The 23,250-nt window shown below is 58.5% G+C and carries 20 protein-coding genes and 1 pseudogene; 11 read left to right on the top strand and 10 right to left on the bottom strand.

Annotation, left to right across the window (positions count from 1 at the left end; all coding sequences use genetic code 11):
• Positions 1–6 precede the first annotated feature (6 nt).
• A pseudogene (locus R2N03_RS11830) lies at positions 7–126 on the top strand (integrase core domain-containing protein); the annotation flags it as partial.
• A gap of 192 nt (positions 127–318) precedes the next feature.
• Here R2N03_RS11830 and R2N03_RS11825 read toward each other — a convergent pair.
• Positions 319–1,116: an IclR family transcriptional regulator gene (locus tag R2N03_RS11825; RefSeq protein WP_316657815.1), complete on the bottom strand. Its 798-nt coding sequence runs from the start codon at positions 1,114–1,116 to the stop codon at positions 319–321.
• A gap of 131 nt (positions 1,117–1,247) precedes the next feature.
• Here R2N03_RS11825 and R2N03_RS11820 point away from each other — a divergent pair, with 131 nt between their 5' ends.
• Genes R2N03_RS11820 through R2N03_RS11800 form a run of 5 tightly spaced genes read left to right on the top strand, consistent with a single transcriptional unit; the run spans position 1,248 to position 5,965 of the window.
• Positions 1,248–2,183 carry a beta-keto acid cleavage family enzyme gene (locus R2N03_RS11820; RefSeq protein ID WP_316657814.1) on the top strand — a complete coding sequence of 312 codons (936 nt, stop codon included), beginning with the start codon at positions 1,248–1,250 and terminating at the stop codon, positions 2,181–2,183.
• A 37-nt stretch (positions 2,184–2,220) separates the two neighbouring features.
• Positions 2,221–3,525 (top strand): MFS transporter, encoded by a 1,305-nt coding sequence (locus R2N03_RS11815; protein ID WP_316657813.1) that lies wholly within the window; start codon positions 2,221–2,223, stop codon positions 3,523–3,525.
• A complete protein-coding gene (locus R2N03_RS11810) occupies positions 3,522–4,298 on the top strand; it encodes a 3-hydroxybutyrate dehydrogenase (RefSeq protein ID WP_316657812.1) in 777 nt (258 codons plus the stop codon). The genes R2N03_RS11815 and R2N03_RS11810 overlap by 4 nt, the downstream gene beginning before the upstream one ends.
• 8 nt (positions 4,299–4,306) lie before the next feature.
• Positions 4,307–5,053, top strand: coding sequence for an SDR family NAD(P)-dependent oxidoreductase (locus R2N03_RS11805; RefSeq protein WP_316657811.1), 747 nt, complete (start codon positions 4,307–4,309; stop codon positions 5,051–5,053).
• A 12-nt stretch (positions 5,054–5,065) separates the two neighbouring features.
• The gene (locus tag R2N03_RS11800; protein WP_316658185.1) at positions 5,066–5,965 is read left to right on the top strand and encodes an EamA family transporter; all 900 of its coding nucleotides are present in this window, start codon (positions 5,066–5,068) and stop codon (positions 5,963–5,965) included.
• A gap of 493 nt (positions 5,966–6,458) precedes the next feature.
• Here R2N03_RS11800 and R2N03_RS11795 read toward each other — a convergent pair whose 3' ends face one another.
• The 8 genes from R2N03_RS11795 to R2N03_RS11760 form a co-directional block, all read right to left on the bottom strand.
• Positions 6,459–6,785 (bottom strand): Rieske (2Fe-2S) protein, encoded by a 327-nt coding sequence (locus tag R2N03_RS11795; RefSeq protein WP_316657810.1) that lies wholly within the window; start codon positions 6,783–6,785, stop codon positions 6,459–6,461.
• Entirely contained in the window at positions 6,782–7,477 is a 696-nt protein-coding gene (locus R2N03_RS11790; protein WP_316657809.1) for a DsbA family oxidoreductase, read from the bottom strand. The genes R2N03_RS11795 and R2N03_RS11790 overlap by 4 nt, the downstream gene beginning before the upstream one ends.
• Positions 7,464–8,039 carry an RBBP9/YdeN family alpha/beta hydrolase gene (locus R2N03_RS11785; protein WP_316658184.1) on the bottom strand — a complete coding sequence of 192 codons (576 nt, stop codon included), beginning with the start codon at positions 8,037–8,039 and terminating at the stop codon, positions 7,464–7,466. Before R2N03_RS11785 ends, R2N03_RS11790 begins: the two co-directional genes overlap by 14 nt.
• A 93-nt stretch (positions 8,040–8,132) precedes the next feature.
• The gene (locus tag R2N03_RS11780; RefSeq protein ID WP_316657808.1) at positions 8,133–9,266 is read right to left on the bottom strand and encodes a porin; all 1,134 of its coding nucleotides are present in this window, start codon (positions 9,264–9,266) and stop codon (positions 8,133–8,135) included.
• 55 nt (positions 9,267–9,321) lie between these two features.
• Positions 9,322–10,170, bottom strand: a complete 849-nt coding sequence (locus R2N03_RS11775) for a TauD/TfdA dioxygenase family protein (RefSeq protein WP_316657807.1) — start codon at positions 10,168–10,170, stop codon at positions 9,322–9,324.
• Positions 10,171–10,179: 9 nt separating this feature from the next.
• Positions 10,180–11,160: a quinone oxidoreductase family protein gene (locus R2N03_RS11770; RefSeq protein ID WP_316657806.1), complete on the bottom strand. Its 981-nt coding sequence runs from the start codon at positions 11,158–11,160 to the stop codon at positions 10,180–10,182.
• Positions 11,161–11,289: 129 nt separating this feature from the next.
• The gene (locus R2N03_RS11765; RefSeq protein ID WP_316657805.1) at positions 11,290–12,630 is read right to left on the bottom strand and encodes an MFS transporter; all 1,341 of its coding nucleotides are present in this window, start codon (positions 12,628–12,630) and stop codon (positions 11,290–11,292) included.
• A gap of 72 nt (positions 12,631–12,702) precedes the next feature.
• The gene (locus R2N03_RS11760; protein WP_316657804.1) at positions 12,703–13,758 is read right to left on the bottom strand and encodes a beta-keto acid cleavage family enzyme; all 1,056 of its coding nucleotides are present in this window, start codon (positions 13,756–13,758) and stop codon (positions 12,703–12,705) included.
• A 143-nt stretch (positions 13,759–13,901) separates the two neighbouring features.
• On the opposite strand from R2N03_RS11760, the gene R2N03_RS11755 reads away from it, so the two are divergent.
• Together R2N03_RS11755 and R2N03_RS11750 are read left to right on the top strand one after the other, a co-directional pair.
• Positions 13,902–14,909, top strand: a complete 1,008-nt coding sequence (locus R2N03_RS11755) for an AraC family transcriptional regulator (RefSeq protein WP_316657803.1) — start codon at positions 13,902–13,904, stop codon at positions 14,907–14,909.
• Positions 14,910–15,408: 499 nt separating this feature from the next.
• Complete coding sequence (locus tag R2N03_RS11750) at positions 15,409–16,986, top strand: EAL domain-containing protein (RefSeq protein ID WP_316657802.1); 1,578 nt, start codon at positions 15,409–15,411, stop codon at positions 16,984–16,986.
• Positions 16,987–17,490: 504 nt separating this feature from the next.
• Here the strand turns inward: R2N03_RS11750 and R2N03_RS11745 are convergent.
• Positions 17,491–17,994, bottom strand: coding sequence for a DUF6471 domain-containing protein (locus tag R2N03_RS11745; RefSeq protein WP_316657801.1), 504 nt, complete (start codon positions 17,992–17,994; stop codon positions 17,491–17,493).
• Between the two features lie 215 nt (positions 17,995–18,209).
• Here R2N03_RS11745 and R2N03_RS21020 point away from each other — a divergent pair, with 215 nt between their 5' ends.
• The 3 genes from R2N03_RS21020 (at position 18,210) to R2N03_RS21015 (ending at position 22,478) form a co-directional block, all read left to right on the top strand.
• Positions 18,210–18,695, top strand: coding sequence for an HAD domain-containing protein (locus tag R2N03_RS21020; protein WP_428984398.1), 486 nt, complete (start codon positions 18,210–18,212; stop codon positions 18,693–18,695).
• Positions 18,696–19,644: 949 nt separating this feature from the next.
• Positions 19,645–20,958 (top strand): hypothetical protein, encoded by a 1,314-nt coding sequence (locus tag R2N03_RS11740; protein WP_316657799.1) that lies wholly within the window; start codon positions 19,645–19,647, stop codon positions 20,956–20,958.
• A gap of 20 nt (positions 20,959–20,978) precedes the next feature.
• Entirely contained in the window at positions 20,979–22,478 is a 1,500-nt protein-coding gene (locus R2N03_RS21015; RefSeq protein WP_428984397.1) for a TnsD family Tn7-like transposition protein, read from the top strand.
• Positions 22,479–23,250 lie beyond the last annotated feature (772 nt).

The following is a 23,250-nucleotide window of genomic DNA, read 5'->3' as shown; positions in this document are numbered from 1 at the left end:
CCCGGGGCGGTTCCCAACCTTGCAATCGCGTTCGAGCACTATAACGAGCAGCATCCCCATAGCGCACTGAAATATCGCTCGCCACGCGAGTTCAGGCGCAGGACAGAATCATCAACTCAAGTGTGAGGCGGTGTCCGGAGATATGGGGGCAAATTCACCGAGTTCCAGTGTCGGGAGAGATTGCCGTCTAACTGCCAGCGAGTAGAAACAACTATTTTAAGCCATCGCGGATCACAGCAATCCGATGCTTGGCTGGATCGTAAGGCCAAGCGGCCATCAACGCTATCGACTGTTCCACTCGATCCCACTCGGTGACCATCAATTTCGATCGGCGGAGTTTTCGTTATTGACCACAAGGCTCTTCGATATGGCATCAGCTGCGCACCGCATGGCAGGTACATATTGCAACCCTTTTTCCAGCGTCATACGCGAGGCTGGCCCGTGCACAGCAACAGCAGCATATACGCGCCCTTTTGCTTCCATCACCGGCACCGCTACGCATACCGAATCCGGATCGGCCTCTCGATTGTCGGTTCCCACCATGTCATGGCGGATTCGCTTGAGCGCCTCTTCCATAGCTTGCGGATCGGTGATCGTGTTGGGGGTCCAGCGTTGGTAAGGCCCTTTGCCCAGCAGGCGGTACACATGTTTGGGCGAGAGTTGGCTCAAGAACAGCTTGCCGCTTGCAGTGCAATGGAGCGGCACATGGATGCCAGCCTCAAGGTGCAATCGCAAAGGCATCGATGTTTCCACTCGGTCCAAGTACAGGACCTGATTTCCGTCGAGCATAGTGAAGTTGCAGGTCTCCCCGATTTCGTCTACGAGGCGGCGCAGGATGGCATTGCGTTCTGCACGCAGCGCGGCGCTGTTCACTACGTCCATCGCAAATGCTGTCAGCCGAGCACCAGCGGAATAGCACCGGCTGATCGGTTCACGCTGAAGCAACCCGCTACTTTGTAGGCTTCCAAGGATGCGGAACACCGTGGGCTTCGGCAATCCGCACATGCGAGTGATGTCATCCAACGACGGAGGGGTGGACGAGCGCATGACGCACTCCAGCACCAAGAATGGGCGCAACGATGTCGCGTCAGCCTCACCTTCCTTCAACGTTGCCATACCGAATTCTCTGCTCAGGACTGTCTACTGAAATTTCGATCAGTGAAATATTTCATTTCATTATTGATCTTATTTCGAGAAAAAAGCAAGAATGAGTTGAATGCCAACGCCTCTAACGAAGGAGACAACCCATGAAACTCGACGTCACTAGGTCCGAAAAGGTCATCATCACCGTGGCCACCACTGGCGGCCTGCACGGTAAGGAAGCTAACCCCAATCTGCCCGAGCAACCTGGCGAAATCGTCCAGGCCATGCAGGATGCGTACAACGCCGGCGCTTCGGTCGCTCACATTCACGTGCGCGATAAGCAGGGGCTGACCACGGCCGACTTAGACACTTACAGCGAGGTGGTCGGCGGCATTAACTCACGCTGCCCCGGCATGATCACGCAGGTGGGCAACGGCATTGGCGCGCGATATGTGCGCGGTCGTCAATACCCTGCTATCGGTTTCACACAGGAGCAGCGCATGGCCCTGCTCGACATCAACCCGCGCCCCGACATGCTGACGGTGAACGCTGGCTCGTTCCATTTCCAGCACAAATTTACGGAAGTGCTGTTTGACAATTCCAAGGCTTGGAACACCGAGTTCATCAATGGCTGCAATGAGCGCGGCATCCACAACGAACTAGAGGTCTACGATCTCAGCCACATCGATAACATGATCAAGCTGCGCGATCGTGGCGTGCTCAAGGGACCGATGCACTTCAGCTTGGTCTTGGGCATCGATGGCGGCGTCCCAGCGTCACCCAAGAATCTGATGATCCTAGTCGATGCCCTGCCGGAAGGATCGAGCTGGCAGGTGGTGACCATCGGCAAACACCAGATTCCGCTGTCCATGATGGCACTTGCCATGGGCGGCAATATTCGCGTCGGGTTCGAAGACAACGTCTACATCGAGCATGGCGTGCTTGCCGTGAGCAATGCCCAATTCGTCGAGAAGGCAGTACGAATTGCACGCGAGCTGGGCCGGGAAATTGCAACGCCGGAGGAAGCCCGCGAAATGATGGGCATGCATCAAGCTAAGACGCCGTCAGCGCAAACCGCTCGCGTCGCGGATATGGCCTGACGCATCTACCCAAACAATAAGAAATCGGAGACAAACAATGCACCTGCCGCAGAGCAAGAGCATCGTAGGACGACCAGGCTACGCTGTATCTCGCGGCCATGCCTGGTTTGCCCTGGTCCTTCTGTTCATCTTGATGCTGTTTGACTACATCGACCGCAGCATAGTGAACTCGATGTTTCCCTACATCAAGAAGGACTGGGGCCTGACGGACACCCAACTCGGTGCGCTCGCGTCCATCGTATCCCTCATGGTGGGCCTCTTATCGCTACCCGTGGCGGTGTTGGTGGATCGTTGGAGCCGAGTGAAGTCCATCGTCCTGATGGGCGTGGGCTGGGGCTTTGCCACAGTAGGTTGCATGTTTGCCTCCAAGTACACACAACTGCTCGCCATGCGCGCCGTCATCGGCGTAGGTGAGGCGGGTTATGGCAATGCCGGCTGCTCGCTGTTAGCGCACCATTTTCCGTCGCGTTTGCGCAGCACCGTGATCGGCCTGTTTTACTTTGCCGTATCTGTTGGCTCCGTGATCGGCATCATCGCGGGCGGCGCAATCGCAGTTAAATGGGGGTGGCACGCGGCCTTCGGCATCGTAGGGGTGCCTGGGATCGTCGTGGCTTTACTGGTTTTCGCCATCAAGGACTATCGCACCATACCGCTGAGAAAACTGGCCGGAAACTCGGGGACCACCATGGGGTTCAAGGAAGCTGCCCTGGAGCTCTTTCGCGCCCGTACCTCTTGGTCTACCTACCTGGGTAGTGGCCTGATGCTGATCACCTACATGGCCATGAATGCCTGGTTACCGAGCTACTTTGCCCGCGCCTACAGCCTGCAGGGTGTTGCGATTGGCCTGAAGACGGCCCCCGTCATCCTAGCTGGCGCCTGCGGCACGGTTTTCTGGGCCATGGTAGCTGACCGTGTGGCAGCGAACGTACCGCGTCGGCGCTTGCTTATCACCGTCGCATGCGGCTTGCTCACCGTGCTCGTGCTGTTCCCCGCCTTCACGGGGATGGAACCCGGTACCAAGCAGTATCAGATGATTTTGCTCGGAGGCTTCTTCATGGGTGCGATAGGCGGCATCCCTACCGCTGTCGCCATGGACGTCGTGCACCCGGGGCTGCGGTCTTCTGCAGTATCCATGGTGACTCTGGCTAACAACCTCATAGGCTTTACGATGGGCCCATTCGTCGTTGGCATGCTGTCCGACAGGATCGGCCTGCAGTCTGCTCTGGCTTGGGTCACCCTGAGCTGCATACCGGCGGTACTGTGCTTGTACTGGGCTTCACGTAACTATGATGCCGATAAAGCTTTGATCGATGCCGAAGTCGTCGCTGGAGGTTTCCAATGAGACTTGCGGATAAGACAGCCATCGTCACCGGTGCAGCCGGCGGTATCGGTCAGCGTATCGCGCATGCTTACGCTGCCGAGGGCGCCCTGGTTGGCGTTGCCGATATCAACATCAATGGCGCCCATGACGTTGTAGAGCAAATCTTGCAGTCAGGAGGGCGGGCGCAGGCGATTGCCATGGATGTCTCGGATGAGTCGCAGGTCGATGATGGCGTGAACCGTTTTGCTCGCGCGCATGGTCGGTTAGACATCTTGGTGGCCAATGCAGGCATCCAGCATCTCGATTCAGTGGCGGATGTCTCCTTTGCGGATTGGAAGCGCCTGCTCGCGGTGCACCTCGATGGGAGCTTCCTGACTTGTCGTGCCGCCTTGCGTCATATGGTGCCCGCTCGAAAAGGTAACCTGATTTTCCTTGGTTCCATTCATTCTTACATGGTGTCGGAAAACAAGGGGCCATACGCTGTGGCCAAGCATGGCATCGTAGGACTGTGCCGAGCCATTGCAAAAGAGAATGGTCGTCATGGCATTTGCGCCAACACAATTTGTCCAGGCTTCGTTCGTACCCCCCTCATCGAATTTCAGCTGCCGTTGCTCGCACGCGAGCGCGGAGTCTCTGAAGACGAGGTGGTGCAGGATTTCTTGCGCTATACCGTCGACGGTGAATACACAACGGTGCACGAATTGGCCGAACTGGCAGTGCTCCTGGCAGCTTTCCCCAGTAAGTTGATGAATGGCCAGTCCATAGGTGCCAGTCACGGCATCCACATGCTTTGATGAGATCTATGAACCCTAAAACTAAACGAATCGCTGTGATTACGGGTGCTGGCAGAGGCATTGGTGCGTGCATTGCCAAACACTTTGTGGAGCAAGGCTGCTTAGTGTATGTCACTGACTTTCACGGCGAGGATGCTGAGTTGCGTGCAGCCACCTTGGGAGAGGGTGCCCGCGCAAAACGCATGGATGTGCGTCACCCTAAAGATGTGGCTCATGTCATGCAGACGATCCGTAACGAAGTCGGTCACATCGATATCCTGGTCAACAATGCTGGCGTGATGACCACCGGCCCCGCGCTGCAAACGAGCTACGACACATGGACCAATTTGGCCGCCACCAATCTCACAGGCATTTTTAACTGCGTCCAAGCATGCGCCCCTGCCATGTGTGAGCGTAGCGCGGGCGTCATCATTAACCTTGCCTCTATTTCCGCATACAAAGGCGGAGGTACGTTTGGTAACGTCTGGTACGGCGTGACCAAGGCTGGTGTGGTAGCCGTCACCAAGGGGCTCGCAAGGGAATTAGGGCCCCACGGCGTTCGCGTCAACGCGGTAGCCCCTAGCGTGGTGGAAACGGAAATGGTACGGGCACAGCTCAGCCCAGAAACTCGTTCGCAGATCCTGCCTCGTTTTCCAATGGGGCGCATAGCCAACCCCGATGATGTTGCCCGTGCTGTGGTTTTCCTTGCGTCAGGGGACGCGTCGTTCATTACGGGTGAAACACTTGCGGTCGATGGTGGTTTGCTAAAGGTCTGATCCATGTTTTTCATGCCCTTGCGAGACGTCGGTCTCGCACTTTGTGTCGTGCTCGTTTGGGGCATGAGCTTTACCGTTATCAAGCTTGGTTTGGTCGGTATGCCACCGATGCTCATGGGCGCATTGCGCTTCGTGCTATCGACCTTTCCCGCCATGCTTTTCGTGCCGCGTCCGCGCGTTGCTCTACGGTGGTGGCTGGCCTACGGCTTGACCGTGGGTGTGGGCCAGTTTGCTTTGCTCTTTCTGGCCATTCGCAATGGCCTGCCTGCTGGGGTCGCTTCGGTCGCGCTGCAATCGCAGGCATTTTTCACGCTGATATTCGCTGCCTTCTTGCTGCGCGAGCATTGGTACTGGCCCCAGTTTTTTGGACTGGCAGTCGCCGCCGGGGGACTCTCCATGTTGGCCGGGGGGCTTGCCGGCACGACTCAGGGCGCAAGCTGGTTTGGGTTTAGCTTGGTACTTGGCGCAGCGGCCTTCTGGGGCCTGTCAAATGTGGTGGCGCGCATGGCCGCTGACAGCATACCTGCGGGGCAAAAATTTGACCTCATGGGCTTTATCGTCTGGACGGGGCTAATCCCACCGCTGCCCTTTGCTCTGCTATCGCTCTGGCTGGAGGGGCCGGGTACTGTAGTCAGTACACTTCGGCATTTCTCGCTCGCGTCCGTCGGATCGGTGGCTTATCTGGCATTTGGCGGGACCCTGTTTGGGTCAGGGGCTTTCACGATGTTGCTTACTCGGCATCCTCCGGGCAAGGTGGCACCGTTTACCTTGCTCGTTCCTGTTGTTGGGTTAGCTACTGCTTCTGTTGTGCTGGGAGAAGGGCTCAGCACCAATCAGTGGTTCGGGTGCCTTTTTGTGCTGTTGGGGTTAGTTATCAACTTGCTGGGATCTAGATCGGTAGCGCGTCGTTGAATCCAATGCTGTGTCTCTCTAATCCTGTGCCGCGATCCAACGGCGGATGCCGAGCACGATCCGCCGGTTTGCGTATTCCCGCGTAAGGAATCTGTCCGGGCCGGAGCGGCGGACAAAATCTTGGACTACCTAGAGGTGGTTTATGTATCCGTGCGAGGGTAGGACTCGAGCAGTCGAGCTTTACATCAAGCTCGGCAAGCGTATCAGGTCAACCATTCGTCAGTTGGGATACCCGACCAAGAACGTGCTGAAGGGTTGGTGCCGGCAGTACGGGCAGCAGCTCGGAATACCGGGTCGCTGTAACAGCGAAGCGTCGCTAATACGGCTCCTATCTGAGCGAGATCAGTCCGGCGCCAATCTCATTAACCGCGACTTTAAGGCTGCGGCGGCCAATGAGAAGTGGCCCACGGGTATCACCGAGTCTCAAATCTCGGCCGGCATGGCTCGCATGGTTTGGATGGCTTCAGGAAAGGTTCGAACGTAACGGGACAAATCAAGCATCGTCTGGCATCCGGATGACAACGTGGCCGTCAGCCTCCTGGATTGCATAAGTCTTCAGGCACAAACCGCTGGTGCCCGGCATACAGCCAGTGGCGAGATCAAAGCGGAGACCGTGCGCTGGGCATTGCAATACGGTGCCGTCCAGGCGCCCCGTCGCCAGCGAAGCGCCATTGTGCGGGCAACTGTTATCGATGGCGTGAAGCCGACCTTCCACGTTGAACAAGAGGAGGCTACGGCCCTTGACGAAAATGAGCTTGCGTTGGCCAGTGCATACGTCGCCGACCTGGGCCACGGCAATCTCGCTGATCATGGTGCTCATTGGGATTTCGAAACTGCGTGTCGCATGGCATGCAACAGCGCCCCAGCGTTGTGTGCGCCGGAGATGGATACGTCTGAATTGAAGATGAAATAGGGCACGCCGGGAACAGCCACTCCACGCAGAGTCTGCCGGCTAACGCTGGACCAGTTTGTCGGAGGCGCGAGTGCTTTGGCTGCGTCGTGCTCAGCTTTTAGTCTTTGCAGTACATCCTGGTCGCCGATGTCAGCCCCTTCATTGAAGTAGGCGCCGAAGATACGGTCGATTAGCACGTCCAGTTGTACGTCTGGATCGACGCGCCGAAACTCTTTGATCACGCCATGCGCGCGTTGGGTATTCGGCAGGACGCTGATGCGCGAAAAATCGAAATGGATGCCGACAGCTTGTCCCGCACGCTCCACCTGGGCGCGCCCCATCGACACAGCGGTGGCGCTGCCGAGGCGGCTAAGGTAGAAGGTTTGATAGGGCACTCCTTTTTCGGGGGTATCCGGTAGCAGTGGATACGAACGCCACCGTACCTTGGTCTTGACTTCAGGATGCATCTTCTCAAATGCGCTCAGCGCGCTAGACAGATGGCGCGTACCGATCCAGCACCACGGGCAGATGAAGTCGAAGAACACATCGACGGTAAGGCTCTTGCCTCGCCCGTCTTTGCCCTTTTGGCTCGGCTGAACGGGCTGATCAAACGAGTTCATGAATCAGCTTTTCCGCCAAGGGCCACGGGCCGAAGCCAGCTGCGGGATTCAGGTGTCCGACCTCTCCCACGTCGACAAGACGGCTGCCCCAGTCGGAGGCCATCCCGGCTACGCGGTCAAAGGAAGCAAGCGGGTCGTTGCGGCTGGCAGCGACGATGCTCGGAAACGGCAACGGCCTGCGCGGGCACGGCAGCCAGCCGTTTTTCTGCAGTACGTCTTGCGTCGGGTAGCCGGACGGCAACTGCGTATCAAGATCTGCTGGCGTGGCTAGCAGGGCGCCGTGAATTTTGCGCGCGTGGCGCTTTGCCCAATGCACGGTGATCATGACGCCGGCACTGTGCGCTACCAGGATAACGGGCCCGTCGATCGCGCTGATGGCCTTGTCCAATGCCGCTACCCGCGCCGCGCAACTCAGCTTGTCAAACTCCAGCGGCGCCACAGAGGCGGCCTTGCGGCCTTCTGCAAGGAGCCGTGCTTCGAGGAACGTCTGCCAGTGGTCTGCCACATGGTCGCGCAGTCCGGGCACCATCAAGATGGTGGGAGAGGTCTTGGACACATTCATGATGAAGAAGACAGAAAAAATGAGGAGGTCGCCCTCCTCGAATGCCGACAAAGGGGGGGGGCGGATGTTGCTCCCCACCGCAGCGTGGGCCGCTCAGAACTTGTGACGAATGCCTAAGGCTGCACCGACCATGCTGGTCTTGCCCGACGCTAGGCTGTAGCCAGTGGCGTTGAGGTCCACTCCGGCCTGGTCTAGTGCCAAGCCGGCATTGCGCGCATATGCCGTGGTCAGGTACAGGTCAGTCCGTTTGGAGAGGCTGTAGTCCGCAATGAATGCCACCTGCCACGGATTGGCCTGTGTGGACGGCGCGCTGTTGATGGTTGTGATCTTCTGGTACGAGTATTCGAGCGACAGCATCACCGCGCTCGACGCCTGATAATTCACACCCGCCCAGTAATAGTCGTCGCGCAGTGCCACGCTGCCGACAGCGTTCTTGTTCTGGCCCCAGCGATATCCACCCATGACCTTGACCGTATCGCCGATCAGGTAGCTGCCGGCCACTGCAGCCTTGCGCACCGTGCCGGAGCTGAACGCGCCGCCGCCCAGCGGCGTGCTCGGGTTGTACTGGTCATACGCGAGCGTGGCGCCCAGCGGCCCGGCCGAATACGCTACCCCCGCGCCATAGCCGCTATCGCGTCTGGCTTGACCTGGCACTTCGCCATTTCCGCCGCCAGTCGGGCTGGCGCTAGGGGCGCCGGTACCAAATGACCAATGCGCCTGCGCGGTCACCGGGCCAAAGGTACCGGTGTACATAGCGGTGTTATCTGAACGGAAGTTGACGCCTGTCTGCACGGCTGCGGGCTCGTACTGCGTCGAATACGCCATCGGCTCGAAGTTGGCCAGCAACTGAAAGAGCGTCGTGTACTGACGGCCAAGCGTGAGTTGCCCGAGCGTGCCGCTTTTCAGCCCGACAAATGCCTGACGTCCGAACAGTCGACCACTTTGCTGCGATTGGCCCGTGTCGCTTGCGAAACCACTTTCCAGCACGAACAAGGCGCTCAAGCCCCCGCCGAGGTCTTCCACGCCACGCATGCCCCAGCGTGAACCGGACAGGCCGCCGCTCTGCATAGCGATGCGGTTACCTGAACTGCCAGGCGTGGGGCCCTGCAAGTTGGTGGCGTATTCAAGGTTGGTATCCACGACGCCGTAAAGCGTGACGCCGGATTGAGCCCACGCTGCGCCGGCGCAAGCCATTAGAGCAACTGGGGCGATATGCTTGGTTTTCATACTGCAGGGTCTCCTAGTGTCGTCGTCGCCGGGTGCGGATTGCCCCGAACGATCGTTAGAACGGCTTGCTACCAATGATCCCGGCGCGTTCCATCTTGCGATGGCATGGCGGGTAATCCATGACTGCGTAATGCTGCGTGGCGGTGTTATCCCAAATGGCCACGCTGTTCGGCTTCCAACGCCAACGCACCTGGTATTCCGGCACATACGCTTGGCTGATCAGGTAGCGCAACAGGTCCGCCGCACCGCCAGTGGCGTCCTGTCCGTACCGAACCCGCGCGGGGGTGTGGTAATTCGTGAAGTGCGTTGTGAAGCCGTTCACGTACAGCACCTTTTCCCTGGTCTCGGCGTGTGTACGCACGACGGGGTGTTCCGGATCGGGGTATTGCGCCTTGAGCGCGAGGCGTTTCTCGATCGGCATGACGGCACCAAAGCTGGCTTCGATGCTGTGACGGGCGCGTAGGTCTGCAATGTCGCGCTTGACGTCTTCCGGTAGCTTCTCGTAGGCCAGTACCATGTTGGCCCACATGGTGTCGCCGCCCACGGGCGGACATTCCACGCACCGCAGCACGGCGCCAAACTGGGGCGCCTCGCGCCACGTTGTATCGGCATGCCAGCAGTTTTCGTAGCGGTCATTGGGTTGCTCGGGCGTCTTGTAGATGCGCACGAGGCCTGGGTTTTCGGGGTCGCTGCCGGCCACGGGATGGTCTTCGAGCTCCCCGAAACGGCGAGCGAATGCAACATGCTGGGCGCGGCTCAGGTCTTGGTCGCGCAGGAAGATCACACGGTGCTTGAGAAGGGCGGTGCGGATCTCGCTGAACAGCTCGGCGTCTTCGATCGCGTCGCGCAGTTGCACGCCAATCAGCTCGGCACCGAGGGCATTGGTTAGTTGTTCGATACGCATGGTGATGTCTCAGATGACAAAGACCGATGACCCGGTCGTCTTGCGCGCTTCCAGGTCGCGGTGTGCCTGGACGGCGTCCTGCAGCGCGTAGCGTTGGTGAATCTCGATCTTGATGCGCCCGGCTGCCACGTGATCGAACAACTCGCCCGCTAGCTCGGCTTTCTCTGTCGGATCGGCGATGTAGTCGGCCAGAGCCGGGCGCGTCAGGTAAAGCGAGCCTTTCATCGCCAGCAGCTGCGGATTGAACGGCGGGATCGGGCCTGACGCCGTACCCACGCACACCATCAGACCGCGTCGCTTGAGCGAGTCCAGCGAGGCATCGAAAGTGGCCTTACCCACGCTGTCGAACACGACGTTGACGCCTACACCGTCGGTAAGTTCGCGCACGCGCTTGGCGACGTCTTCGTGCGCGTAGTTGATGACGTGATCGCATCCGTGCGCGCGGGCGATGTCGGCCTTGGCTTCGTTCGATACCGTCCCGATCACCGTGAGGCCGAGCAGCTTGGCCCATTGCGAGACGATGAGCCCGACACCTCCGGCGGCCGCGTGCAACAGTACGGTATTGCCCTTTGCGAACGGATAGATTCGGCGCAGCAAATAGGCTGAGGTGAGGCCCCGCATGGTCATGGCGGCAGCCGTCTCACATGCGATGGCGTCAGGCAGCTTGATGAGCGGTGCGGCCGGAATGAGGCGTTCGGTGCTATAGGCGCCTAGCGTGTTGATGAAGCCGGTGTAGGTAACGCGGTCGCCCACTGCGACATTGGTCACGCCCTCGCCCACCGCTTCAACAACGCCTGCCGCTTCGACGCCCATGCCGGCGGGACGCGGTACCGGGTATAGACCAGAGCGAAAATATGTATCGGCGAAGTTCAGGCCAACGGCTTCGTGGCGCAAGCGCACTTGACCAGGCCCGGGCTGCCCAACTTCGATGGTCTCGCAGCGCAAGACCTCAGGGCCGCCAGTTTCATGAAAGCGAACTGCGGTTGCCATGGTTTCTCCTATGTTTCAGCGATGTTTGGGGTGCGTGCCGCCCTCACAGCTCACAGGGCGAGCTGCAGGCAAAGCGGGAGAGGAGTGAGGTACCTTGCGGGGCGGCGCGCGTTGAAGGCGGTCAGGATTTCATGCCGAAGCCACGGCGGACGGTGTGGCCGTTGGCGCGGCGGCAAGTGCTACGTTCGCCACGCGCTTGAGTTCGGCTTCATAACTGCGGGCAGCCCACAGAAAACAGCCTGCGGCGATGACGCTAAAAAGAGGCATCACCGCCAGTGCAGTCTGCAGGCCCCAGGCGTCGGACATTGCTCCGCCCACGAATGGGCCGATCGCCAGACCGAACAGGTTCTGAAACAGCGACAGCACAGCCGCGCCTGTCGATCGCACACCCGGGTGAATCACGTCGAAGACCACGCTCGAGGCCGGTGCCACGGCACACGTCATCAGGAAGCCGCCGAGGGCGATCAACAGGAATTGTTGATTGGCTGGCATCGTCATACCGAAGGCTGCCGTGAAAACAAGCAGCGTGACGAGGGCTAGCGCCGCCACGACGATCAACCGATTGCGCTGGCGCCGTGCTGCAACCAGATCCGCCACGACGCCCCACACGAATGCACCGAGCGCGCCGCAGAGCACGACCAGAGCCGCCTGCATAGCCGCGCGGTCGGGGGCAATCCCGTGATAGCGGTTCAGGTAGCTTGGCAGCCACGACCAGATTGTCGAAACCACGATCAGCTGAAATGCCGCGCCCAGGCACGTCCACCACAGCGTGCGTGAACTGGACAATGCCGTGGCGACGCCGTGGAATAGGCTGTTTCCGGATTGCCGCGTTTGCACGCTGGACGGCGCCATCACTACTGTCTTGTAGTCCGGTACGAACATGTAAAGCAACGCCAGCACCAGACCCGGCAGGCCCACTACGCCAAAGGCGGCCTGCCAGCCCCAGCGCGCTGCGATCACCCCTCCGAGCAGTACGCCGAGTACCGACCCGACAGAGGCCGCAGCAAAAAAAGCCCCCATCAGTGTCGCGCGCAGGCGCTTCGGGAAGAGGCTGGCAATCAAGGCTGCACCCACCGAGCCATACCCCGTCTCGCCCACGCCCACGATGGCGCGGGCCGCAAAGAGGTGCGCATAGTTGCGCGCAAACATGCACGAGATGGTTGCCAGGCTCCACACCGTAGCCATCACGACGATGCTCTTGACGCGGCTGAACCGATCAGCCAGCAGCGCGACCGGCAGCCCTCCTACAGCCACCACGATCGATATGACGGAGACAAGCGCGCCGAGCTGTTTGTCAGACAGCGCCCACGCCGTCTTCAGGTGCGGGAACAATGACACGATGACTTGCCGATCGATGTAATCGAACAGCATCAGCGCGAACGTCATTGCAAACGCAAACCACGCTTGGGGGCGGCCAACGAGGTAGCCGTCGTGGTTGTCTGCGCGCAGGTCGGCGGCATGCAGATTCATGGTTGTCTCCGAGTGGCGGCGCTTGCGTTGAGCGCCGCCTGTGTTGGGCCCGGTGGAATGCCTTCTTCCAGTTTAGGCGGCGCGCAGCGGCAGGTTTTTGATATTCGGGGCGCGGTTGGGCGGCATGCCGTTTTTGGCCAGCGTTTCTTCAACGCTGTCATATTGCACGCCAATGCGGTAGATCGCGCGGGCTTCCTTGCCGCTGGCGATATCGCGCCCCAGTTCATGTGCCACGCGTACGCATTGCTGGATCTGTTGCACTGAGGTCATTCGCTTGCCGTGCTGGTCGATGATGGTGTCTTCGATGCCGCAGCGCGGATGCAGACCCATTGCCATGGCCATCATGTTGAACGGCAGTACGTTCTTGAGCAGCGACTCGGCGGTCAGGGTGCAACCATCGGGAGCGCGGTGGACGAAGTTGAAGAAGTTGAACGGATTGGGCCCGTCAAAGCCACCGCCGATGCCGATCCACGTCAGGTTGAGCGGGCCTTTGTACACGCCCTTGCGAACCAGGCGTTCAAGCGTTTCCAGCGCATGAATGCCCGTGAGTTGGAAGTGGGGCTGTACACCCGCTGCCTGCAGGCGGCGCAGATGCTCTTCCACCCATTGCGGACCCGCCGGCACTGTCATCTCGCGATAGGCTTGCTGATAGGCCGGGTGTTCCAGGGAGGTGCCTTCCAGGTATTCCGGATAGAGCAGCTCCATGATGTTCATTTGCGTGGTGTTGATGGCCACGGTCACTTGGTCAGGGGTCGGGGTCAGATCGGCCAGCATGTGGCGCGTGTCGTCCGACAGCCATTTCGCGGCTTGGCCCTCATCTTCGGGGGCAAATGAAATTGAGCCGCCCACCTGGATGATCATGTCGGGAACGGCCGCGCGCACGCCGGCAATCAGTTCATTGAACTTCGACAACCGCTTGGAGCCCTTGCCATCCAGCTCACGCACATGCAGGTGCAGTACGGTCGCGCCGGCGTTGTAGCAGTCCACGGCCTTCTGAATCTGCTCTTCCATCGTGACCGGAATATCTTCTGGAAAGTCTTCTGGCATCCATTCCGGTCCATACGGCGCCACTGTGATGACCACCTTGTCCTGGTTTTCGGGGTGCAGCGAATCGTCGAGGAATTGCATGTGGGGGCTCCTTCTAGGGAATGTCTCGGCTGGACTTCACTATAGGGAAGCAGTAAGGTTGAATTTCTCTTTTGGTGCCAATTTTTACTCTTTTGGTGCCATTCCGTGTAAACACCAAGAGGACCCGAAACCGGCAGAAACCTATGGATGCGATGGTGCGCGCCCGATCCCTCAATGGGTACTTTCAGGTTGTCAGGCGGCTTGGCTTCAACCCACAGGAGGCGCTACGCCAAGTAGGGCTTGATCCCGCCAAGCTGGCTGATCCGGAGCAGACTGTCCCGGTGTTGGCAACGTGCGAGTTGATGGAGCTCACGGCCCAGGCCGCGCCTTGCCAAACGCTCGGACTGCAAATGGCCGAGGCACGACAAGAACTCGACTTCGGTGTACTCGGGCTGTTGCTTGGGCATAAGCGAACCCTGCGTGAAGCCTTGCAGGCCATCATCCAATATCGCCACCTGCTGAATGAGGCGCTGGCCATCTATCTCGAATCAGATGGCGACATGGTGGTCATTCGCGAAGAGGTCATCACCGAGAAACCGGTGCCGCTGCGCCAGGCAAACGAGCTGGCGGTGGGCGTGCTTGCCCGAACCTGCAATGCGCTGCTTGGCGTTCATTGGAAACCCCGTAGCGTTCACTTCACGCATACGGCACCCGCTGACGTCAGCATGCATCGGCGCGTCTTTGGTTGCCCTGTTCAGTTTGATAGCGACTTCAATGGCATTGTCTGCGCTGCCGCTGACCTGGAGAGGCCCAACCCGGTCGCTGACCCGGCATTGGTGCGCTATGCAGAAAGCCTGGCTGAGCCACTCAATATCTCGGGGCCGGATGCTGTGGTGCAGGAGGTCCGGCGCGCCGTGTATCTGCTATTACCGTTGGAGCGAGCGTCAGTAGAGGATGTCGCTAACCACTTGCACCTGAGCGTGCGTACGCTGCAGCGGCAATTGGATGCAGCCGGCGCGACCTTTTCTAACCTGGTAGAGGAGGTGCGCCATAACCTAGCGATCCGCTACCTGGCCAACCCTAGTTATCGGATCGGGCGGGTGGCGGCACTATTAGGCTATACGCGGCAGGCTTCATTTACCCGTTGGTTTGTTGCGCATTTCGGCATGACGCCACGAGCGTGGCGAGACGCGCAATCACATGCGTCATAGCCCCGGGCAATCTATCGCCCCTGCGATGAGTCAGGCAACGCAACGACGTTCGTCGAATGCGGACGCCGCGAACCTGTTGCAACGGCCTTGCACACACTCGTATGGCCCGTGCGATACCAAAGCGTTTGGCGTGTATAGCTTCGCAACATCCAAACGCACGTTCGCTCAAGTCATGCAAGACGCTCGAGCGTCCGCCCCCGCTTGGCTCTGCACGAAAAGTCGCATGCCCTGGCACTCAAGTTTCCTTGCCGGAGCACCGATTAAATGGTTCTCCTCTTCTGTGTAACGCTTCGGTACCATCGAGACCTGCTTCGCTGTGCCAACGTCGTCAACAGCGATGACGCCGACACGCCCCCGAGATGACGGGGGCCAGGGTTGCTCCGAGATGGTTTGCAACCCACCCAACCGAGCCGCATGGAGAGACAGCGTCCGCCAAACCGAGCCGCATGGAGAGACAGCGTCCGCCAAACCGGCAAACAAATGCGATGCAGCTGAGCCCTTGAAAAACTTCGAAAAACCACCGCTGGTGATCGCCCTGGCTGGCGCGCTCTTGCTGATCCTCCCGGTCGTCATGGCCCTGGTATTCGCATGGAACAGTGCGATGTTGCTGGTGAATAGCGATCTAAGGGCTACGGTCTCAGATGTACTTCAGCGCAGCGAGCACACGGGCGATCAAACGGAGTTCGCCTTCTCTCGGCTCCAGGCAAGCGGTCATTCGCCTTGTTCAGCGGAGCACCTGCAACTGATGCGCGACCTCGCCCTGCGCCTGGAGCATCTTCAGGCGATTGCCTACGTTGTAGATAATCGCGTGATCTGTTCTTCGTATGGGCCTGGTGACTCCGGCATTCAGCTCGGGCCGATCGATTTCGTCTCGGCTGCCCGCACGCGTTTTCACATGCACATGCGCTTCAACTTCGGCCAGGAGCCAAATCTAATTGGCTTGGAGCGCGACCGGTACCTTGCGGTGGCCAATCGCGAATTAGCCATCAATACCAGCCCGAGCACAACGGCCACGGTCATGGCCCTATATGCGATTGGCGATGGTCGCATGCTGGCCTCTCATGGCGCAGCAAAGCCGGACTGGTTTGAACGTGTCGCGCCAGGCAGCGAGAAGACGCAATTCAAGCATGATCAACTGTTGATGCTGCGCGCCTCGAGCGAGCGGCAATTTGTAGCGGCAGCAGCAGTACCTGCCTCACTGGTCTACAGCACGGCCCTGGGTCTAGCAGTGCGCGCGATACCCATCGGTCTGCTATGCGGCGCGTTACTGGCTGTGGGGCTCTACTATCTGTTTCGGCAACAAACCTCACTGCCGACAGCTATTCGCCACGCGCTTCGGCGGAAAGAGTTCTATTTGGAGTATCAGCCCGTTGTTGATCTGCGGGATGGTCACATCGCCGGCGCGGAAGCCCTCTTGCGCTGGAAAAGACCTGATGGCAAGGTCATCCGGCCGGACTTGTTCATCCCGGTTGCGGAAAGCGTCGGGCTGATTTCTGACATCACGAATTATGTTTTGGACATCGTAGAGCGAGAATGCTGTCCTGCGCTCTGCCAGCATCCGGAACTGCACCTTGCCGTGAACGTCGCGGCAGCCGACCTTGTCTCAGACCGGCTGCCCGCTCGACTGCGTCAACTCTTGCGTACCACCGGCATCAGTCCTGCGAGCTTATTGATCGAGGCCACTGAACGAGGCTTCCTCGATCCAAGCCAGTCCCTGCCAGTTATTCAGGCGCTTCACAACCTTGGCCTTCGAATCGCCATCGACGACTTTGGCACTGGATACTCAAACCTGTCCTATCTTGGCTCCATGTCCATGGACTGCCTCAAGATTGATAAATCGTTTATCGATGCGCTCGGTACCGACGCTCCGACGAATCAAGTCGCGTTGCACATCATCGAGCTGGCGAAATCACTCGGCATCACCATGGTGGCCGAGGGCGTTGAGCATGGCCACCAAGCGGACTTTCTGCGCAAAGAAGGTGTCGAGTACGCGCAAGGTTGGCTGTTCGGAAAGCCCATGAGCTGGACGCAATTTTGCACAACTCTGGGCATCAGCGATGAGGCCCTATTAGGTTGACGCCGGCTCGCCTGTGCACTCGCTGCCTAATAGACAACGTCGTTGTATGTCAGACAACGCAGAGATGTCTTATCCGCCGCCCATCATGACGCAACGCGAGGTCCACATGAAGCGTCGGGTTGGCAAAGATTTGAGCGCTGCCCACTGTGAACGCCTTGCTTCGTGAAATCCGCTGCCTGCAGATTGTCGTGACGCGAGCGCGCCAACTCAAACAGTCGATGCCGGAAGGTGAAGGCACCACACACGGACGGTCGTTCGAACGTAGCAACGATTCGAAGGGACACAACCTCATCACTGGCCTCGGTCGTTGACGATTGAGCGCAAACCAGGTGCGCGCGTACCAACACGGGCTTGACAAGCTGTGCGCGATGGAGGGCGCACACTGTAACAGTGCTTGTCCTCCTGGGTAGACAGCCTAAACTAATGGTGCGTGGTTTTACGTACCCAAAAACGAGGCCCCAGAAATGAGAGCTACAGGAAACTCGCCGATCGCAGAGAACACGTTTAGGCACGCGCGCTCGAAGCCGTGTGCTCGATGTCTTTCTGGTCCACGAAACGCTCCAACCCCACAATGCGCGCCACTAGGGACAGTTGTAAGACCATGACGAACGGGAATTCGCCTGATGAAATCTGCGATTCGAGAAAGCGGGCCTCAACGGGGATGCCCAGTCCAGTCAAGCGGTGCCCAAATTTTGTAACGTCCAGCGCATGCGAAGTTAGCTCGTAGACGATAATCTTCCTGGCAGCAACTTCCCAGGCATCGTCCGCATCGACGTATGCGCTCCAAGATTGGGGGTACTCGGAATCGACTGCCCGCAGGAGTTGGAGAAAAAAAGTGAATCGATACGACCCGCGTTGAATTTTGCTCTCGGCACTTCTAACGGATTCCTGGATTCCTATAGCGCAGAGATTCTTGGCAAGTGCTTCGTAGCTACTGCCTTTGCGCGCAAGGATTCCTCGCGCTGTGCGCGAAGCGAGACGTGTCCAAGGCGTGTCGACATGACTCACGGCACGAGCCTTTAAGTTATTGGTAAATTGCTCCTCGTCGCGAACGCGGCGAGCAGTGTCAAGGGACGACTTAACAGAAGCAGAACTTTAGCCGCAATGGCGAAGTCGGACCAAGTCGATGATGGGACAAGCTGGGCGAAATTCTATGCCTATCTGTAACGGCTAGGAAGTTGACCGCTTGCTCCCAGCGCTGCATCTGTTGTCAATTAGTCGCCATGGCTGCGACCCTTTACCTCAACTTCGACGGCGTGCTGCATCCTCAGAGAGTGTGCTTGCAAGCAGGCGCGAAGCCGCGTCTCCTTGTGCCCGGCCATACGTTGTTTGAGAACAATCCGTTGCTCGAGCGCGTTGTTGATGCACGGCCGAGCGTGCGCGTAGTGCTACACACGTGGTGGGTCCCCTATTTTGGCTACCAATTCGCGACACAGCAATTACCGCTTGCGGTGCGGTCTCGCGTAGTCGGTGCAACGCTGCCTGGTAATCGCACTCTGCGTTTAACTAAAAGGCCGTTGGCACCGCGACGGGAATGGCTTCGCGCTGATATAGCGCGAAGGCAGCCGGAAAGCCCAATCCTCGTCGATTGCGAGGATGGACAAGTACTCGCTTGTCTCACTGACAGAGCTTTGATTCTGCATGATGGATTAGGCCTATCGACGTCGAGCCTTTGCGAGATACTGATAGGGCTCCTTGATTGCATATAGCGATAAGCTCCGAAAAAGTTCAATAAAATCGGATATGCGGTTCTGGAAATATTCGGCGATATCAATAAATTCAGATGGCTCAAGCCGTATTTTATTGAATCAAATAAAAAATTAAGCCGTACGAGTGAGCTTATAGTTGTGCGCGAGCGAGTTTACTCGCTGCAAATAAGGTGCCGATGGATGTGAAATTTGTAGATCAATTCACTGATTCAATGCATTGAATTTATGGGCGTTCCATTGCAAGAATAGTGTTCTAAGTGTCTTATAAGAAAATTAAGGGCCGTATTTGGTGTGCAACTGGCGACGCGGACTTGGCGACTTGGGGCCCCTATGGACGCTTGGAAGCGCTGTTAGCCAGCGTGACCGCGTGCCACGGTTGCCTCTCATGCCCTGCTGCCTGGCTGATCCGCGCAGCGCCTGCGCAGCGGGCGGTCGCTGTCGAGCAGCTTCGGTGGTCTGGCCTTTGGTGTCCTTTGTGAAGACGCTCTGCCGGACCGGAAGAGGATGAGGCGCTGAGAATTGAAAAAACGTTTTAAGAAGAGGAGTTGTGCATCTTTCAGAAATTTTTTTTAAACTGTGTTGACAGCATCAGATTAAAAATTTACGATGCCGCCCGTTTGTTGCTGCGGGAGTGATGTTGGTGTCGACTTCTCGTAGCACGGTTTGGCGCAACCTGCTTGTGGCTGCTGCGCAGCGCTGGAATGGTTGCCGTTGACACTCGCGAGGCGAGTTAAGAGGAGTGGTTATCGAAGTAACGAGATTGCCCACGTAAACGAAAAAAGGCGAGGTTGGCGCCTCGCCTTTTTTCTTCGGAGAGCCCCCATGGGGACACACCGCCCTGACAACGCGCGAAGTGTCTCATGGGTTGGCTCGCCAGTCAATCAATCTTCCTCTTTTAGGGGAGGCACGGTCACGTGCGCTTTAATGCGACGTCGGTCGGGAAACACTTATGGCGCAAGAATATGCGGCGGGTGCGCTCGCCCAAACGAGATTCAAAGCGGTAATGGCGGAGCAAAACCCCTGCTCTGCTCAGTTGCCACCGACGCCAACCAAGCTGGCCGCGATGAGCGAGCTCACTCGGGGCCTATTTGTCCGGACCCATCGTGCGGTCGGCGGAGCAGCGGCGGATCATGCGGACCTGCTCCTCGGGAATGACGAGCTAGCCTTGCTGCTCATCAATGTCGCCGCAACCGTCCGGGAAGGCTACTCCGCACGCGACCTTCGTCGCGCGGATTTTCGCGCTCGCGTGATAACGGCGAGCGAGTTTGTCCACCACTCGTCAGGGCAGCACGGCCATACGCTCAGCCTGCCGGCTGCAAATCTGCCAGATGCGAAGCCGCGAGGAGTCCTTGTCATTGCTCAGGCGCGGATGGGCCGGCGTGTTATCGCTGATGCGATTCAGGATTTTATCGGCCGTAACCCACGGCCGCTAACTGTAGAGGTGAGCCAGGGCCAAATAGCCTCCTATTGGATGCTCCCGGTTCTGCGTGTGCAGTGGCCGGCAGGGGGCTCGCTTCGCAAATTTGCGGAGATCCTTTTACGGTCATTCGATGCGGCTATGGGCACCCGCCTGTCACTGCTACGCCATGGACCATTCCGTCGGAACGAGGTGGACATCCGCTCGGCGCTTTGCGCGCTTGGCGTAGCCACCAATCTCGGTTTGCTTATCGTCGAGCGCATCAATACACGAGACGCAAGTGGGCCTAGTGCCGAGAAACTGTGGGATACGCTAGGTCAATTCACCCGCATTACGGGCATCCCGGTCTTATCCATGGCGACACCTGGGGCTGCCGCCGCTCTTTCAGAACAAAGCTCAGCAGCTGGCGAGCTCTCAGCCAGCGGCCTTCACACGATAGTCCCTCAAGAGCGTGGCTCCCGGAAGTGGTCAGCCGTGAGTAAGGCCATATTTGACGCAAACCTTCGTACGCAGGAATTTTGCCGCCCACCGCAGTGGTTTGACGATGCTCTATGGGATGTATCTCGAGCGCTTAATGGGCTGGCCAGCGGGGTTTGTCGCTACGTCGACAGCCGGCTTTCAAGTGAGCAGCTAGTTCACCTTGACGAGGCTCGTTTTCGAGAGCTCGCCGCTGAGGCCCTGGTGCTGGAGCAGCCGCACATTGACATCCTTCATAGCTTGGCATCGCCGGGCCGATACACCCTCACGAGTCTGCGAAGGCATGGCGATTGGTTGCCTCTGCGGCATGCGCTTGCCACGGTGCCGAGGCTCCTGCTTGAACAGCAGTCTTATGCCGTCATTCAGTGACAGCCAATTGGAAAAACACCATGCCCGCTTGCAGAACTTATCCGTGCCCCGCGCAATGGGAAACCGCTTCCAGCTTACTGAATGCTGCGGCAACCCTCACCGATAACCTAGACGCCAAACTTCTAAATGGTCAGTGTTTCCGACGGTGTAGCCCGCTGGTCTACACGCTGCCCTGTCGTGTTAGCCGATTCAACGTCGCTATAGAGCATGCCTACGGGGGAGAGGAAGGGGTGCTTTATGGTCACACGCTCTTCAACTACTTCAGACACGGCATGTCGGTAGACACGCAAGCACGTGCCAACTGGCAACTGATTCATGGTGTTCGTTCTCGAACGAGTTGCCCTCGCTTGCCGCCATTCGTTGAGTGCGGAAATCGGTTTGGTTTGCAGTGCCCAGAGTGCTCCGTAGCAGCACATGCTGAGTTCGGGCGTCGCGTCTCGTACTGTTTTCACTGCTTGCCCTTTGTAACGCGCTGCCCTCTACACGGGTGCGCGCTCGACTGCGACAACGAATGTAGTTCAATTGAGCGCTTGGCAGTCGTTTCCGGCGATGCCTCTACAAGAGTTAATAGTGAGCGTTTCTCAATCCGCAGCTATCAAATCGCCTGCTGTCAGCCTTTGGACGGATACAGAGCCGCGTTGATGAGCAGGCTCGCTGAGCAGGGGTATGTATCGGATTCAGGTCGGATTCAGTTAGTCCACCTGCGTCGTGACCTGGAGCGGTGCTTCTCTGCCGGCTTTGAAGACGTCCGCTTGAACGCTCTGATTGGCAACAAGAACTATGTAGACCTGGTTGCGCACGGCCTCGCACGAGAAGAGCGGGCGATGCATCCGGTTCACTTAACGTTGCTCGATATGCTCCTGGACGCTTCAGATGGGCAGTCTAGGCACGTGTCAAAGCACAAGTCCGCTGCACCTAAACCTACGACCGTCAAGCAGGTCGACCAGAGCACTCGCAAGAGGTTCGCTATAACGCCGACGCTTCTCTCAGAAAAGCGAGAGAACTGGCTGGGATTGTGCAAGGCCAATATCGGCTTGTCGAGGACCCAGGTACGCCACAGGAACCCAGCTCTGTGGACCTGGCTGTATCGCCACGATCGGCTATGGTTGTCGGCCCACCAATTTCCACGTGTACCCCGGTATTCGGGGCGGCGTCCAACTGCTATTCCACCGCAGGTGGAGTTGCTCATTGGGAGGCATGCGGGGCCTAAGCCGCTCGATGCTGCAGGAAGGGCCCGTCTGCCATCGATGTATCAGACTCGGCTCGCCTACGGAATGGCGGACTACGTCTTCCTCCTCTCGCGGCGACAGCTCGGGGCGGATGCACGCACCCTAGCACTTCCGGCGCAGAGAGCGGCCTTTATACAGCAACGCGTTTTCGACGCAATTGGCGGCGAGAAGGGGGGGGGCTGCGTTACCAGCGTCTCTATGGTTGCGCGCGAAGCCGGGCTTCGTGAAGCCTCCATCTGGAAACACGCACCACGTGCATTGATCACTCACTTCCTCCATCAAAGCGTATGACATTCGTTCCGCCACGCGGCTACCTGCACATGACGTCGATTTGCCATTCGGAGCACGTGACCGGGTTTAGGCACCGCATACGTCGCGCTACACGAGATGACTTGAAGCTCTCGGCTTGGTTGTTGCCGTCCGGATTGCGGGGGCTGGTCGACCGAATGTCTCCCTTTGTTGGTGATGCCAGTACCTTGCTTGCGAACAATACTCCTGTCCCGCTTTTTTGCCGCTTCTTGCCAGGGAAAGATGTCGAGCTTCTGAAGAAACATTTTCTTGACGCCTCCGTGGCTGGGTTACCGGCTATCGTTGGGTTGAGTGGCCCTCGGTCAGGCTGGTGTCCACGCGTGATCGCAAGCTGCCCCGAATGTGTTCGTGTTGATGTGGCACCTTGCGGCCGACCTTTCTGGAGGCGCGACCACCTGATACCGGGCCTGTTGTTCTGTGGAGTGCATGGCGTGCCGCTTGAGACCCTTTGTCCAACCTGTCACGGACCAAATGCACGTTCAGCCCTGATTACGCATCCAGACGCACGGTGCGAATGCCCGCCCAACTCGTTGGTCGTAGAAGGGACGTTGTCGCCCGAGGCAAAAAGCGCGGAAGTAGAGCTCGCTCGCCGCATTTCACTGCTGTTGGTCCCCGCTTACTTGCCTCTAATGAAATATGACAGCGTAAGAACAGTGATTCATGGTAAGCACCCGGTGAACCCGTCTTGCCAGCTAGGTGGCGCTGGGCGTCCAGCGATGCGGGAGCAGTTCGGCGATGTCGGCCGCCTTGTGGG

Origin of the sequence: Ralstonia condita (assembly GCF_958405655.1) — a bacterium.
GTDB lineage: Bacteria > Pseudomonadota > Gammaproteobacteria > Burkholderiales > Burkholderiaceae > Ralstonia > Ralstonia condita.
Note: the sequence above shows the minus strand (reverse complement) of the source record. Positions and strands in the feature narration are given on the sequence as shown.

Excerpts from the sequence above, each read along its gene's own strand:
- R2N03_RS11825 (WP_316657815.1), bottom strand. The coding sequence starts at position 1,116 with ATGGCAACGTTGAAGGAAGGTGAGGCTGACGCGACATCGTTGCGCCCA.
- R2N03_RS11820 (WP_316657814.1), top strand. The coding sequence starts at position 1,248 with ATGAAACTCGACGTCACTAGGTCCGAAAAGGTCATCATCACCGTGGCC.
- R2N03_RS11815 (WP_316657813.1), top strand. The coding sequence starts at position 2,221 with ATGCACCTGCCGCAGAGCAAGAGCATCGTAGGACGACCAGGCTACGCT.
- R2N03_RS11810 (WP_316657812.1), top strand. The coding sequence starts at position 3,522 with ATGAGACTTGCGGATAAGACAGCCATCGTCACCGGTGCAGCCGGCGGT.
- R2N03_RS11805 (WP_316657811.1), top strand. The coding sequence starts at position 4,307 with ATGAACCCTAAAACTAAACGAATCGCTGTGATTACGGGTGCTGGCAGA.
- R2N03_RS11800 (WP_316658185.1), top strand. The coding sequence starts at position 5,066 with ATGCCCTTGCGAGACGTCGGTCTCGCACTTTGTGTCGTGCTCGTTTGG.
- R2N03_RS11795 (WP_316657810.1), bottom strand. The coding sequence starts at position 6,785 with ATGAGCACCATGATCAGCGAGATTGCCGTGGCCCAGGTCGGCGACGTA.
- R2N03_RS11790 (WP_316657809.1), bottom strand. The coding sequence starts at position 7,477 with ATGAACTCGTTTGATCAGCCCGTTCAGCCGAGCCAAAAGGGCAAAGAC.
- R2N03_RS11785 (WP_316658184.1), bottom strand. The coding sequence starts at position 8,039 with ATGAATGTGTCCAAGACCTCTCCCACCATCTTGATGGTGCCCGGACTG.
- R2N03_RS11780 (WP_316657808.1), bottom strand. The coding sequence starts at position 9,266 with ATGAAAACCAAGCATATCGCCCCAGTTGCTCTAATGGCTTGCGCCGGC.
- R2N03_RS11775 (WP_316657807.1), bottom strand. The coding sequence starts at position 10,170 with ATGCGTATCGAACAACTAACCAATGCCCTCGGTGCCGAGCTGATTGGC.
- R2N03_RS11770 (WP_316657806.1), bottom strand. The coding sequence starts at position 11,160 with ATGGCAACCGCAGTTCGCTTTCATGAAACTGGCGGCCCTGAGGTCTTG.
- R2N03_RS11765 (WP_316657805.1), bottom strand. The coding sequence starts at position 12,630 with ATGAATCTGCATGCCGCCGACCTGCGCGCAGACAACCACGACGGCTAC.
- R2N03_RS11760 (WP_316657804.1), bottom strand. The coding sequence starts at position 13,758 with ATGCAATTCCTCGACGATTCGCTGCACCCCGAAAACCAGGACAAGGTG.
- R2N03_RS11755 (WP_316657803.1), top strand. The coding sequence starts at position 13,902 with ATGGATGCGATGGTGCGCGCCCGATCCCTCAATGGGTACTTTCAGGTT.
- R2N03_RS21020 (WP_428984398.1), top strand. The coding sequence starts at position 18,210 with ATGGCTGCGACCCTTTACCTCAACTTCGACGGCGTGCTGCATCCTCAG.
- R2N03_RS11740 (WP_316657799.1), top strand. The coding sequence starts at position 19,645 with ATGGCGCAAGAATATGCGGCGGGTGCGCTCGCCCAAACGAGATTCAAA.
- R2N03_RS21015 (WP_428984397.1), top strand. The coding sequence starts at position 20,979 with ATGCCCGCTTGCAGAACTTATCCGTGCCCCGCGCAATGGGAAACCGCT.